This window comes from Pseudovibrio sp. Ad37, from assembly GCF_001623075.1.
Taxonomy (GTDB): domain Bacteria; phylum Pseudomonadota; class Alphaproteobacteria; order Rhizobiales; family Stappiaceae; genus Pseudovibrio.
In genome coordinates this window covers 1-12,275 of record NZ_LMCF01000095.1, presented here as the reverse complement: position 1 = coordinate 12,275, position 12,275 = coordinate 1, and the positions used below count along the sequence as shown (strand labels likewise).

Sequence of the window (12,275 nt, the reverse complement as noted above, 5' to 3'; positions counted from 1 at the left end):
CCAGATGGCTCTGGACTTACAACAACCAACGGCCCAACATGGCCATCGGCGGCATCTCGCCCGCAACAAAACTGAAACTGGCTGCATAACTCTAATGCAAAACTCCTCCATAAATGGGGGGATTACCCCCCAACATCACCCCGGTGACAGAGGCGACTGCAGCGCGTTTGCCCTGACTAAGGCTGTAACTGACGACCATAAGGACCGTTGGTCCGGGAATGATGAGTAGGATGGTGCAGGCGAGGACGTAAGTCAGCCAAACCTCGATGGCCATGGCTTTTCTCCTGAAACGATGTGTTGCACAGGAGAGGTAGGGGCGAATTGTGACCAAAATTCTGCGGGTGTGATGACTAAATACAACAATGGAAACAATTGTTTACGCCTCACATTTTGTTGCAGGAGGCAATGGTGTTTGATGAAAGTTTGAGCGATTGCATGCTGTTGCCCGCAGGAGAGCTCAGCTTGGTGAGAATTGTTTGATCCAGACCGTCAGGTTTCCGGAAGTTTCTAAGCCCGTTTGTATGGCTCTGTGCAGCGTTTCACCTCGTGCATAGCTGACTATTGGTGCTGATGGTTGCCATGTCTGCAACAGGCACGCCATTTGCTGGAGGTCTTTTGGGGACAGTGTGCCTGCAAAGATGTTGGAAAGGCCGATTGAGCTGCCAGACCAGTTGCCGATGAAGCCCTTGGTGTACTTTCCCGCTTCAGCATAGCCCCAAAAGGCAATGTTCGGGTTCGTGAGAAGTGCAGGTGGAAACATGCTGCAGTCTGTCTGATTGCCGCTTGTCTTCCATGCTGCCTCCAGTGCTCCAGCTGCCGGGCGGTCTTTATCTGCTCCCAGCCTACCGTGTCTGCTTTGACGATTTCAGTCAGATAAAACCAGCTGGCATCGAACAGTTTTTTGAAACCAGATTGTTCCAGTGGAAGGACCGCAAAACTGTCTTTGACATAAACATCAAAGGTCGCAGTGCGCGTGAGGTTATTGATGAGTTTAGATTTTGTTGTCGGGAGGCAGGTCACGATGCTGGAGTAAAACGGAAGGGGCAGCACAATGGTGTGAAACAGCTCCTTGGAGCGCTCATAGGGAATGCCATGGACTTCAAACATATGTTGATAAAGATCCGCATTGTTTTCAGCGGCTTCCAACTGCCATGCGGCTTTGCTCATGATAGCTGGTCTCATGTATCATCCATCTTCTACACAAGAGAGCATCATAGGAGAATGTGGTGTGGGATCAATAGCCAGCGGCTGCGTATGGACCTCCGCCCTGACGGTAGACGAGCAGGGTGCGGGTGTAGGAGAGGGCCTCGGTGCCGGTTTGATCGTGGGCGACGGTTTTTACGGTTAAAATGCCTTGGTCTGGTCTGGAACGGCTTTCTCGCTTTGACAGGACTTCGCTTTGCACTTTAAAGCGGTCATCTGCATAGAAATGACGAGACAATTTTGTATCGGTCCAACCCAGATTGGCAACCACACGGCCAAAGGTGGTGGTGGTAGCTGCAGTCACCAGAGAGAGGACGTGCAGTTCTGATGCTGGCAGACGGTCTCTGCCGTAGACCTCCCGCGCGAACTCATGATCCCGGTAGAGTGGGTGCCATTGCATGGTCTGGACGGCGTGACGGAGCATGGAGGAGGAGTGGAGTGTGATGTCCGGGCTGTGCTCGAAGACCTGACCTGCTGCGAACCCCTCAAAGTAGATGCCTGTTGTTTCCTGCAAGGACCCATCCTCACGTTGATGATAGGCCAAAAACCAAGGGTTACTGCTGGAGTTGGGAAGGTTGCCCCAAACCGGATGCTTGCCTTTTTTGAAGATGCTAACGGTGTATATGAGGTTGGCGACCTCAACGCCTTCCTGATTGGTGCAGGAGGCTTTTACGGTGACGTGGCCGGTTTTGTCTTCGCTTTCCTCCGCCGCGATGATTTGGCTGCAGCAGTAGAGCGTGTCGCCATCGAAGATGGGCGCAGTCATGGAGATGTTCTTAAACGCTGTGATGCGGTCTTTTCTGGCGAAGGTCTTCCAGCTCATGCCGAAGATCTTTTGCAATGTCAGCGTGGAGACGACGAGAGGTTTCCTGAACTCCGTCTGCGCTGCGTAATGGGCATCATAGTGCAGCATTGCAGCATTGAAGGTGTCCAACGCTTCCTCTGCATTTTCCTGCTGAGAAACCGTCATGCCGGGACGATGGTGAAAGATCTGGCCCACGGAGAATTCTTCGAAGTTGAGGCCGTAAATCTCCAAAAAGCGATTTTCTGAGATTTGAGCGTAGGCTGAATACATGATGGGCTCCTTTCAGCCTAGTAGATGGTCAGATTTTTGGCTTCTTCGCGTAGCTCATCGCGAAATTGCGGGGCGGTGAGCTCAATGAGGGCGTGGGCGCGCTCTGAGGTGGACATGCCAAACAGGTTGGTGCAGCCGTACTCCGTGGCCACATAGCTGACGTCATTGCGCGGGGTTGTGACGATGTTTTGCAGGCGTGGAACAATCTTGGAGATACTGCCGTTTTTCGCGGTGGAATGGGCTGCCAGTACGGCAATGCCTTCTTTGGAGCGGAATGCTCCGCGGACGAAGTCCAGCTGCCCACCGCTGCCGGAAATCTGACGCCAGTTGATGGATTCTGAGGCGACTTGGCCGAACAGATCAATCTCCACGAAGGAGTTTACGGAGACCATCCGGTCATTTTGGGCGATGATGTGCGGATTGTTGACGTAGTGCGCTGGATGACAGGCCATGGTTGGGTTGTTGTCGAGATAGGCGTAGTAGTCGGGATTTGAGAACAGCGCGATGTTAAAAACGGTGTGCCCGACATTGAGCTGTTTATACCTGTTGGATACGTTACCAGCTTGTATCAACTCGAACAGCGTGTCCCCCAGCATTTCTGTGTGAATGCCAAGATCAGATTTTGTCTTCAGGCGTTTGCCCACTTCATTTGGGACGCCGCCAATGCCGAGCTGAATGCAAGCGTGATCTGGCACAAGTTCAGCAACAAACTCACCAATCTTATGGTCCTCAGGACTTGTCGGTTTCTTCGGCAGGACCATGAGGTCGCTGTTGTGCTCAATAAGGGCTGAGACCTGAGAGATATGTACGAGCCCAGATCCGAAGGTGCGCGGCATATTTTGATTGACTTCAACGATAATCTGCCCAGCTTCAAACGCGAGGGGGATGGACATGCTGCCATCCACGCCAAAGCTAAAATAGCCATGCTCGTCCATGGGAGAGACCTGAAATAAGTGCACATTGGGCTTGCCATGACGGGAGAAAACACCTTGTGCATACAGGCTAAAATGCTCTGGCAGATAGTGCGGAATGATCAGATCCGGATCAGCAAGTTGACGAAAACTTCCTCCTAAAAAGGGGCAGAGCAGCTTGATCTGTTTGAGGACATCGACATTTGAAAACTGATCGACAATCTCTTTGCGCGAGCGGAGCAGGTAAACATCTGGTGTGCTGCTGAAGTATCCGGCAGCAGCAGCCTCGCAAAAGGCTTGGGTAAGGCGAGGAGGGGTTCCGCAATAACACCCGAAGGTGATCAGCTTTGTATCTCTTGCAAGCGTTTTTATCGCCTCATCTGCGCTTATCAGTTTTTGTTGATACAGCTGATCAAAGTGGTCTGCAGGCATGCGGTTATGTCCGGGGTCCATCGTCAAAGAGGTCAGCTAGATCCTATCCATTTTCAGGAAATTAATTGTTACTGATCTACATTCTGCCTTAACGGCATCAATGGATTAAGTTGGAGTTCCGGTGTGAAGAGCCTGTTATTCTTACCTGCAGATAAAGCCCATCTTTTCCCGAAGGCGACAGCATCGGGAGCAGGGTGTGTGGTGCTTGACCTTGAAGACGGTGTTTCTGAAAAGCAAAAGCCAGCAGCTAGAGATCTGCTGCGCGGCCTTCAAGATGAAATCCGCGAGCATGAGGCCTGTGAAATCGGTATTCGCATCTCATCGATGAGCACGCCGGATGGACTGGAAGATGTGCTGTGCCTGCTGGACCTGGCGCACCTGCCAGACTGGATATTTCTGCCCAAATGTGAAAGCCCGCGCGATCTGGAGCAACTGGACCATCTGCTGCAGGGACATCCTGGCAAGGAGATGGTGCGGGTGTGCGCGTTGTTGGAAACGCCAGCGGGACTGTCTAACGCAGAAGCGATTGCCTCAACTCATGCACCGCTTCATGCACTGGCCTTTGGGTATGCGGACTATACGGCAGAGACAGGCGGCACTATGGGCTGGAACAGTCTTGTGTGGCCACGCGGACAGCTGCTGAATGCAGCCGTTCAGAACCATCTTTGGGCGATTGATGGTGTGTATTTAGACTTCAATGACCCTGAAGGACTTGAAGATGAAGCCCGCAATGCGCGAGATATGGGATATAACGGCAAGTTCGCCATTCATCCTTCTCAAGTCAGCGTTGTCAACTCGTGCTTTGAGCCCAGTGACGAGGAAGTTCAGTGGGCCTTGAATGTGCTTGAAAAGCAAAAGGATACAGCAGGACAAGGTGCGTTTGTTGTTGATGGCAAGATGGTCGATGCACCTGTGATCTTACGCGCAAGACGTTTGCTTGGCCTGAGTGATGGTGATAATCATCCATAGTATGAACTAGTTGTTAGATGTTTAAGTATTTAAATGATACAATACTTATAATTGCTATATTTAGATCGAATAATAGTAAGTAATTCCATAATCTACCTTATGCATACATTTGATTCATACTTGGTATTGTTAGGTGGAGGCAAGTGTTTTGTGGTGTTGCATGAAGTAGGGGGAGAGTGGCTGGTCTCCGCTCGACTCATGACGATGAAATGATCTCAGGTGAACTTACCTAAAAGCTACGTAGTTAGCCTAAAATGATGAATTTGTTTCACTTTACGGAAATGTATGTCCTTGAATACACCTGATTGTCATCCGCGGGTTTTGTATTAAAGAACAAGTCTTTTTAACTTTGAGTGACTGGCGAGAAACGTTGTTAACCGCGCTTGCATCCTTGAAATATCATCTCTTTTATACTTGGCAGGAGGTTTGTTAGGCTCGGGTTGAATGCTGGTGCTGCATACCTGCATTTGCAAAATTTAGCTTTCCCTGTATGCATCTGGGCCGCTGCGGCCCGAACAGGTCAAGGAGCCCGTCATGTCTATGATGAGAGCGGCCGTTGTGCGCGAGTTTGGTGCACCGTTGGACGTGTGTGAAGTTGAAAAGCCTACAGTAAATGATGACAGTGTTCTGGTGAAAATTGAGGCCACTGGCGTGTGCCACACCGACCTTCACGCTGTTGAAGGTGACTGGCCAGTCAAGCCGACACCAGCCTTTATTCCGGGCCATGAAGGCGTGGGCATTGTGGTTGAGAAAGGCCGGAATGTCACTTCGGTGAAAGAGGGGGATCGCGTTGGAATTCCCTGGCTTCACACCGCTTGCCGCTGCTGTCGTCACTGTGTTGATGGCTGGGAAACTTTATGCGAAAGCCAGCAAAACACGGGTTACAGCGTCAATGGCAGCTTTGCAGAATATGCTTTGGCAGACCCGAATTTCGTCGCTCATTTGCCGAAGGAACTTGAATTTGCACCAGCAGCACCAATTCTTTGCGCGGGTGTAACCGTTTACAAGGGGCTGAAGGAAACGGAGACAAAACCGGGACAAACGGTTGTGATTTCCGGTATTGGCGGTTTGGGACATCTGGCTGTTCAATACGCCAAGGCCATGGGCTTGCATGTGATTGCGGTTGATATTGCAGAGGAAAAACTGGAGCTTGCAAAATCACTTGGCGCGGATATGACGCTGAATGCATTCAAGTGCGATCCGGTGGCTGAAGTGCAAGCTGGCGGCGGTGCTGAGGGCGTGTTGGTTACAGCAGTGGCTGGCAAGAGCTTCCAGCAAGGCGTTGGCATGTTGGCACGTGGTGGCACTATGAGCCTTGTTGGTTTGCCTCCTGAGGACTTTCCTTTGAACATCTTTGATATGGTGCTCAACCGCAAAACATTACGTGGTTCCATTGTGGGCACGCGAAATGATCTGCGGGAGTCTTTGGAGTTTGCTGGTGAAGGCCAGGTGACTGCGCATTACACCACAGAGCCGCTCGACAATGTCAATGACATCTTTGATCGTATGCGTAACGGCAAGATTGACGGTCGTATTGTGATGGACTTTTAAGGCCTGAGAAGATGAATGAATGCCGCAGAATCTTTTTCGTATCTGCGGCATTTGCTTGTCTAAGCGGACCTGATAAGGCCGTTAGCACCTCGCTCATAACAGGTCGGGATGTGCACCAAGCTTCTCCAGCAAGCGGGTCATCTCGGCGCATTCTTCTTCAGAATACACTTTGCTTAAAAGCGGATAGGCGACGTTCGCCATGGCGCTAAGAGCGGTTGCGAGTTTGCTTTCACCTTCTTCTGTGATGTTGATCAGGATAACCCGTTTATCCTCTTGCGAGCGATGTCGCGTGACGAGACCTTGTTTCTCCAGCCGGCCAATGATCTTTGTTGCGCCACCTTCGGTGAACATCAGAGCACTGGAAATATCACTCATCCGCACTTCACCTCCTGATTGCTGGACGCGTCCAAGAAGTTCTTTTTCTGACAAGGTCAGATCACACGCCTCACTCACTGCCGTTTGTAGCTTCTGTCGAAGGCGAGCGGCTTGCAGCAACAGCAGATGCGCTGCCTGAATGGTTGCCTTTTGGGATTCTGGGGCGAAATCAAACTGAGTCATCACATATCCGAGGTGTTACAGATAATACTTGATTAGAATAGTAATCTAGTTAAGTATTATGGTCAATCGATCTTGACCGACTGTAAACAAGGATAAAAAAGTGTCCATAGACCTCACCCCATATAAACCCTCCAAAACCAGTGTTTTGCGCCTTTTACGGTGTATGTTTCGTCAAGGGGCGAGAACACGTATGTGTCCTCCTGGACCACGACTTGACGGAAAAACTGTTCTGATAACAGGTGGATCAGCGGGTGTCGGCGAGTATGTTTCCCGCGGATTGATTGCGCGGGGCGCCAAGGTTGTGTCTCTGTCACGCGGCATCTCTCAGGGTAAGAGAGGGGTCTGTGACCTCCAGCAAGTTAAATGTGATCTATCATGCTTGCAGTCTGTGGCGGATGCGGTTGGCAAGGTGGGGGACCAGAAAATTGATATATTGATCTGCAACTCGGGTGTTTTGATGCATGATCACAAAATGGCCTCGGACGATATCGAAATGACCTTTGCAGTCAATGTCTTAGGCCATCATCTACTTTATCGGCTCCTGATGGAGCAAGGCAAGTTTGCGGAGGATGCACGCATTGTGATGACATCGGGAGACGCCTATATCATGGCCCAAACCTGTGATGTGAGCCCGCTAAACTACTCAAGCAACCGGGTTTATGGCGGCAGTAAACTGGGTAATTTATGGCAGATGCGAGAGCTTGCGAAACGCTATCCGGCTCTCAAGAGCTATGCTGTTCATCCCGGGGTTATTTTGAGCGGTTTTGGTGGGTTTGCTGAGCAAGGCGGGCTTAGAAGCTGGTTGGCCAAAAGACTGCTGATATCGGAAGAACTCGGGGCACAGGCCGAACTTATTGCGGCGACGCAAGATGTTCCTAGCGGAACCTATTGGCACAACGTCTGGGGAGTTATGGATTTGCCTGATGGAGATGTCAGTTTGGATCGACAGAAATCAGCTGCTCTTTGGGATCAACTCGAACAGCTTATTGAAGCATACGTTTGATTGGCTGAATGACAATTTCGCAGACATGGTGAGCGGACATTTTAGAGGTGTGAAGGACAAAGATACCTTCGCACGGGCCGTATATATAATGTTGCAACCAAGCAGAAGTGGCGGGTTGGGTGCAATGCAGGAGTGTCATTGCTGAAGTAATGAAAGACCGGAATTTGCACCTTGCCGCAGCGCTCTGGCCCTGACGTACGAAGACCCCAAATATCGCAGGACGACAGGGCCAGAAGGTAAGGGCGCTGCTGAAGGAGCTTTTGAGGAGGAGGCCAAGTGTACAGATTGCGCTTTAGCACTACGCCAGCGGCAGCAGTGCGAACGAAGCTGCATTTGCTGCAGAACTGCGTTAGTCACCTAAAGGAACACGCCATTTGGTGGCTGATGCCCAAATTTCAGCACCCGCCATAATGAGATCAAAAACCGGATCTTTTATGTCGTAATAAGCATCAACATCGTCTGGAAATCGTTTGGCGAGTTCTGATTTGATCTTGCCATAGGCCACTGCTGCTTCAGCGTGCGCGCGCAAATAGTCACGACAGAGCAGCGCGTATCGTTGATTAAAACGTCCGGCTTCCCTTACGTGGATATTAGCAGCGATGGGTGTTTTTTGGCGATAAAAGCGTTTCGCAAGCTCCTCCAAGGGCAAGGTCATTCCTGGAGGACTATGGTCGCGCACAGGCTCTCCGCGTATAAAACCAGCTGACGCCATCTTTTCTTCGTTGATATCATCAATGGACTTAAGTGTAATCTGGATGTCAATAATGTTTTTGGCAACCAGTCCTGGAACAGCGGTTGAGCCAATGTGATGAATGACTGCACTCTCAGGTAAATACATTTCAAGGGATTGCCTGATCTCAGTGAATTGATAGGGCCATATTGGATTAGGCGGCTGCATTTCGATTTGCATCTATAATCCTCGGAAATACTCATGATCAGCGGGAGCGGGAACAACAAAACTGATGATTAACGTATTGATAGCAAAACTTCGTAAGTTGCGCAGCTCCAGTTGAATTGGGCTCTAAACAACCAGAACACAACTTGAAAGGGAGGCTGTAACTCATCCTCATGTCTTCTGTTTGGCATGTTTTTTTCTGAATTCCTCCAGAATGGCCAGAGACTCTGCACGGCTGCGACCAGCGCTTTGGGGGCGCCGTGCTCGCCGAGGCTTGCGCTCTCGCTTCTCATAACCACCTTTATCAGATGAGCTTTTGATCCGAACACGGGGAGGCGCTGCTTCCTGTTCCTTCTTCACAAAGGCAAGCACTTCACCCAGACGTTTGTTGTCAGTGACTGCCGCGTGAGTAACGCGCTGTTCCTTGTCAAACACCTTGTGCGGCAACACCATACCTTGCCAGCGCAATTGCACGCGACCATCGGCAAACAGGTAGGTGTCAACGTATTTGCCCGGCAGCTTCTTACTCAGATCATTAGGCTCCAAAATGAACATCTTGCGATTATAAGAAACCGTAAGCTGCTGGGTCACATAGCGTTTCTCGCGCCAGCACAGGATGTCGGCAAGGCGGTCTGGCTCCACATTGAGCACCCTGTGCAGATTATCCGGGCGAGCAGGGACCTTGGCAAATCTGGTGTTAAACCGCTCTGTAAAGCCTGGCAGGAACGCATTGCCTGCTCCCATGTCGCTGATCCCGGCAAGGCGCAGTTCCTTGACCAGACGGTCCTGCAAGGTACGGTTAGCGCGCTCCACACGGCCCTTGGCCTGCGAGGAATTGGCGCACAGGATCTCAATGTTGAGCTCCGACAGGGCGCGGCCAAACTGGGTCATACCAGCACCGCCTTTGGCCTCGGTGTTGGCTACTTTGAACACGCTGTGCTTGTCAGAATAAAACGCCACCGGACGGCTATGTTTATCTAAATACTGCTCCAGAGCAGAAAAATAGGAAAACGCGCTTTCTGAAGGCACAAACTGCAGGTGCATCAGTTTGGACGTCGCATCATCAACCGATCTGGATGAGCTCGCCATAGGCTTAGCGGCGATTGCGCGGCTGGTGAAACGTGCGCCGCTGCGCCTTATTCAGCCAAATCCCGGCCTCGATCATCCATTTGCGCACCGTCTCGCGCGAGACCTTCAAGCTGTGATGCTCTTCCAGCTTTTCTGCCGCCAGTGTTGGCCCGAAGTCAGAATAATATTCGCTGATAACAACTTGCGCGTATTCACGCTTGGCGTCACTGATCTGGTTATTCGGCCGCTTGCCACGGGCACGGTGGCGTAGGCCGCTGGCACCTTCATCTCTATAGCGCTTCACCAGCCGCGATATCTGGCGCACCGACAGATCCAGCAGATTACCGGCACCCGCATTGCTTAGCTCGCCGCGCACAACCTGCGCAATCACTTCAACCCGATTTAACTCCCGTTCACTCATAACCACCCATCCCATGCCACGCTCCCCAGCATAACCTGAACCAGGCCAAGCATGACATTTTTAGTGTGCGTCCGGCGAACCCGACCTACAAAACGGAAATAGGCCCTGTTACGCTGGCTTAGCAGCGTAACACCACGGCATGAGATCGTTGAGGCGGGTGATCTTGTGATCAGCGATTTGAGCCAGAACCCACGTGAGCCAGGCTTGGGGATCCACACTGTTGAGCTTGGCGGTTTCGATGAGGGTATAGGCGATTGCCGCTGCTTTTCCGCCCCCTTCCGAGCCCATGAAGAGATAATTTTTTCTTCCAAGAGCCACAGGCTTCATTGCCCGCTCGGCACAATTGTTGTCCAGCTCCAGAGAGCCATTGTCCAGATAGGGGCGCGCTTTGGGTAGGCGCGTGAGGGCATAGCGGATTGCTCCGGCCAATGCTGACTTGCCGGATATTCTTGCAAGCTGCGAATGGAGCCAGTCTTCCAGATCATCGAAGACAGGTTTGGCCTGTTCCTGCCTCTGTCGCACCCGCTCCGGCGGCGGCTTGCCGCGTGCCTGTTTCTCGACCTTATAGAGTTTTGCAATCCGCTGGATGGCTTCGCCAGCTATACTTGAGCCTTGCGATGCGTGAACATCAACGAACTTGCGCCGGATATGCGCCATACAGGCCATTTCTGCTGCTTTGTCATGGCCAAACAAAGCTTTGAAGCCCGCATAGCCATCGGCATGGATCCAGCCTTTATAGCCGCTCAGGTGTCCTTGCGGGTGCTCGCCCTTGCGATCTACAGTGAACTGGTACCACGCCAGAGGCGGTGATTGCCCTACCCAAGCTCGTTCATCTCTCACATAGGCCCAAATACGAGCGGTTTTTGTCTTCTTGTTGCCCGGTGCCTGAAGCTTGACCGGTGTATCATCAGCAAAGACTGCGTTGCCTTGCCGAACCATTCGGCCAATAGCATCAGCCAGTGGTTCCAGCAAAGCGGTCGAGCGGCCAACCCAGTCACTCAAGGTGGAGCGGTCCAGATCGATGCCCTCACGACCAAAAATCTGCGATTGCCGGTACAACGGCAGATGATCACAAAACTTCGATACCAGTACATGAGCGAGCAGCCCCGGCCCGGGACGCCCGCGTTCGATTGGTCTGGATGGCAGCGGCGATTGAACGACTTTCTCGCAGCAGGAACACGACAAGCGTGGTCGGCGGATCCGGTTCACCACAAAACGACCCGGTACATATTCAAGCTCTTCGGTGATGTCTTCGCCAAGCTGCTTGAAGCTACCACCGCACCGCTGGCAGCTATCGCCGGGAACAAGAACCGTATCATTGCGCTCCAGATTATCCGGCAATGGTTTGCGGCTGTGTTGGCGCTTTGGGCTTTTGTCTGCTGAAGGAGCAGGATCACGCTGCTCCTCGGCGGCCTCGGCAATCTCTTTGTCTTCAGCTAGATTGAGGTGGAGCTGATCAAGCGTCTCTGACTTGGAGCCAAACCGGTGCCGATTGGCCCCATGCAGCTGGTGTTGGAGTTGCTCGACCTTCAAACTCAAAGCCTTCACTTCCTCCGCCAGAAGCTTGTTGACGGCTTTTAGTTCAGCTGGGTCTTCTGAGGCGATGTCGAGGTCGTTGAGCATGCTGATTTTATACAGGAATTCCCCCGTTAGAGTAAGTCAAAATCAGCTTAAGACACTGCAACCATTAGCCTATCCGGATGTCAGAGGTGTCCATGTCTTCACCGGCGTTCGCCAGTCGATCCCTTCGAGCAGCATCGACAGTTGAGCTGCAGAAATATGGGCTTTACCTTCCTTCGCTGCAGGCCATATGAAGCGCCCCTTCTCAAGGCGTTTGGTGAACAGGCAAGCTCCCTGGCTATCCCACCAAATTATCTTTAAAAGATCACCTCTGCGGCCGCGAAACACGAACAGGTGACCTGAATACGGGTCTTCCGCCAGAACCTGCTCTGTTTGAGCGGCAAGTGTATTGAAGCCCCGGCGCATGTCCGTCACGCCAGCTGCCAGCCAAACCCGCGTATTGCTGGGAACAGGGATCATGCTCGCAACTCCCGCAGAACCTGGGCAATCACATCAGCACTCACAGCACCGCTCAAGAAAACCTGATGCCCGCCCGCAAGGCGGATCCCAAGGCATAGTGGCTCTGCTTGATTTGAAGAGACTTCGCTATTCACCGGTATTGGTTGAGG

At 51.9% G+C, this 12,275-nt stretch carries 11 protein-coding genes and 1 pseudogene; 3 read left to right on the top strand and 9 right to left on the bottom strand.

Features of this window, described 5'->3' with window-relative positions:
• Positions 1 to 91 precede the first annotated feature (91 nt).
• From PsAD37_RS15380 to PsAD37_RS15365, 4 genes are all read right to left on the bottom strand, one after another.
• Positions 92 to 274, bottom strand: coding sequence for a hypothetical protein (locus tag PsAD37_RS15380; protein WP_063296903.1), 183 nt, complete (start codon positions 272 to 274; stop codon positions 92 to 94).
• A gap of 284 nt (positions 275 to 558) precedes the next feature.
• Entirely contained in the window at positions 559 to 1,182 is a 624-nt protein-coding gene (locus tag PsAD37_RS15375) for a hypothetical protein (protein ID WP_208991903.1), read from the bottom strand.
• 52 nt (positions 1,183 to 1,234) lie between these two features.
• Positions 1,235 to 2,278 (bottom strand): MaoC family dehydratase, encoded by a 1,044-nt coding sequence (locus tag PsAD37_RS15370; protein WP_063296902.1) that lies wholly within the window; start codon positions 2,276 to 2,278, stop codon positions 1,235 to 1,237.
• A 17-nt stretch (positions 2,279 to 2,295) separates the two neighbouring features.
• Entirely contained in the window at positions 2,296 to 3,621 is a 1,326-nt protein-coding gene (locus PsAD37_RS15365) for an acetyl-CoA hydrolase/transferase family protein (protein ID WP_063296904.1), read from the bottom strand.
• Between the two features lie 123 nt (positions 3,622 to 3,744).
• Between PsAD37_RS15365 and PsAD37_RS15360 the strand changes: the two genes are divergently transcribed.
• Both PsAD37_RS15360 and adhP read left to right on the top strand, forming a co-directional pair.
• A complete protein-coding gene (locus PsAD37_RS15360) occupies positions 3,745 to 4,590 on the top strand; it encodes a CoA ester lyase (protein ID WP_208991902.1) in 846 nt (281 codons plus the stop codon).
• Between the two features lie 534 nt (positions 4,591 to 5,124).
• Positions 5,125 to 6,141, top strand: a complete 1,017-nt coding sequence (gene adhP, locus PsAD37_RS15355) for an alcohol dehydrogenase AdhP (RefSeq protein ID WP_063296900.1) — start codon at positions 5,125 to 5,127, stop codon at positions 6,139 to 6,141.
• A 93-nt stretch (positions 6,142 to 6,234) separates the two neighbouring features.
• Here adhP and PsAD37_RS15350 read toward each other — a convergent pair whose 3' ends face one another.
• Positions 6,235 to 6,699, bottom strand: a complete 465-nt coding sequence (locus tag PsAD37_RS15350; RefSeq protein WP_063296899.1) for a MarR family winged helix-turn-helix transcriptional regulator — start codon at positions 6,697 to 6,699, stop codon at positions 6,235 to 6,237.
• Between the two features lie 163 nt (positions 6,700 to 6,862).
• Between PsAD37_RS15350 and PsAD37_RS15345 the strand changes: the two genes are divergently transcribed.
• Positions 6,863 to 7,702, top strand: a complete 840-nt coding sequence (locus PsAD37_RS15345) for an SDR family NAD(P)-dependent oxidoreductase (protein ID WP_084407845.1) — start codon at positions 6,863 to 6,865, stop codon at positions 7,700 to 7,702.
• A gap of 349 nt (positions 7,703 to 8,051) precedes the next feature.
• Here PsAD37_RS15345 and PsAD37_RS15340 read toward each other — a convergent pair whose 3' ends face one another.
• The 4 genes and pseudogenes from PsAD37_RS15340 to tnpB all read right to left on the bottom strand — a co-directional run bounded on the left by PsAD37_RS15340 (position 8,052) and on the right by tnpB (position 12,126).
• Positions 8,052 to 8,612, bottom strand: coding sequence for a GrpB family protein (locus PsAD37_RS15340; RefSeq protein WP_063296897.1), 561 nt, complete (start codon positions 8,610 to 8,612; stop codon positions 8,052 to 8,054).
• Positions 8,613 to 8,768: 156 nt separating this feature from the next.
• Positions 8,769 to 10,101 (bottom strand): annotated as a pseudogene (locus tag PsAD37_RS15335) (ISNCY family transposase).
• A gap of 93 nt (positions 10,102 to 10,194) precedes the next feature.
• Positions 10,195 to 11,709, bottom strand: coding sequence for an IS66 family transposase (locus PsAD37_RS15330; RefSeq protein ID WP_063296896.1), 1,515 nt, complete (start codon positions 11,707 to 11,709; stop codon positions 10,195 to 10,197).
• A 69-nt stretch (positions 11,710 to 11,778) separates the two neighbouring features.
• Positions 11,779 to 12,126, bottom strand: coding sequence for an IS66 family insertion sequence element accessory protein TnpB (gene tnpB, locus PsAD37_RS15325; protein ID WP_057461557.1), 348 nt, complete (start codon positions 12,124 to 12,126; stop codon positions 11,779 to 11,781).
• Positions 12,127 to 12,275: the final 149 nt, after the last annotated feature.

Bases quoted from the DNA above. Each gene is read 5' to 3' on its own strand.
- PsAD37_RS15380 (WP_063296903.1), bottom strand. From the start codon at position 274: ATGGCCATCGAGGTTTGGCTGACTTACGTCCTCGCCTGCACCATCCTA.
- PsAD37_RS15375 (WP_208991903.1), bottom strand. From the start codon at position 1,182: ATGAGACCAGCTATCATGAGCAAAGCCGCATGGCAGTTGGAAGCCGCT.
- PsAD37_RS15370 (WP_063296902.1), bottom strand. From the start codon at position 2,278: ATGTATTCAGCCTACGCTCAAATCTCAGAAAATCGCTTTTTGGAGATT.
- PsAD37_RS15365 (WP_063296904.1), bottom strand. From the start codon at position 3,621: ATGCCTGCAGACCACTTTGATCAGCTGTATCAACAAAAACTGATAAGC.
- adhP (WP_063296900.1), top strand. From the start codon at position 5,125: ATGTCTATGATGAGAGCGGCCGTTGTGCGCGAGTTTGGTGCACCGTTG.
- PsAD37_RS15350 (WP_063296899.1), bottom strand. From the start codon at position 6,699: ATGACTCAGTTTGATTTCGCCCCAGAATCCCAAAAGGCAACCATTCAG.
- PsAD37_RS15345 (WP_084407845.1), top strand. From the start codon at position 6,863: ATGTTTCGTCAAGGGGCGAGAACACGTATGTGTCCTCCTGGACCACGA.
- PsAD37_RS15340 (WP_063296897.1), bottom strand. From the start codon at position 8,612: ATGCAAATCGAAATGCAGCCGCCTAATCCAATATGGCCCTATCAATTC.
- PsAD37_RS15330 (WP_063296896.1), bottom strand. From the start codon at position 11,709: ATGCTCAACGACCTCGACATCGCCTCAGAAGACCCAGCTGAACTAAAA.
- tnpB (WP_057461557.1), bottom strand. From the start codon at position 12,126: ATGATCCCTGTTCCCAGCAATACGCGGGTTTGGCTGGCAGCTGGCGTG.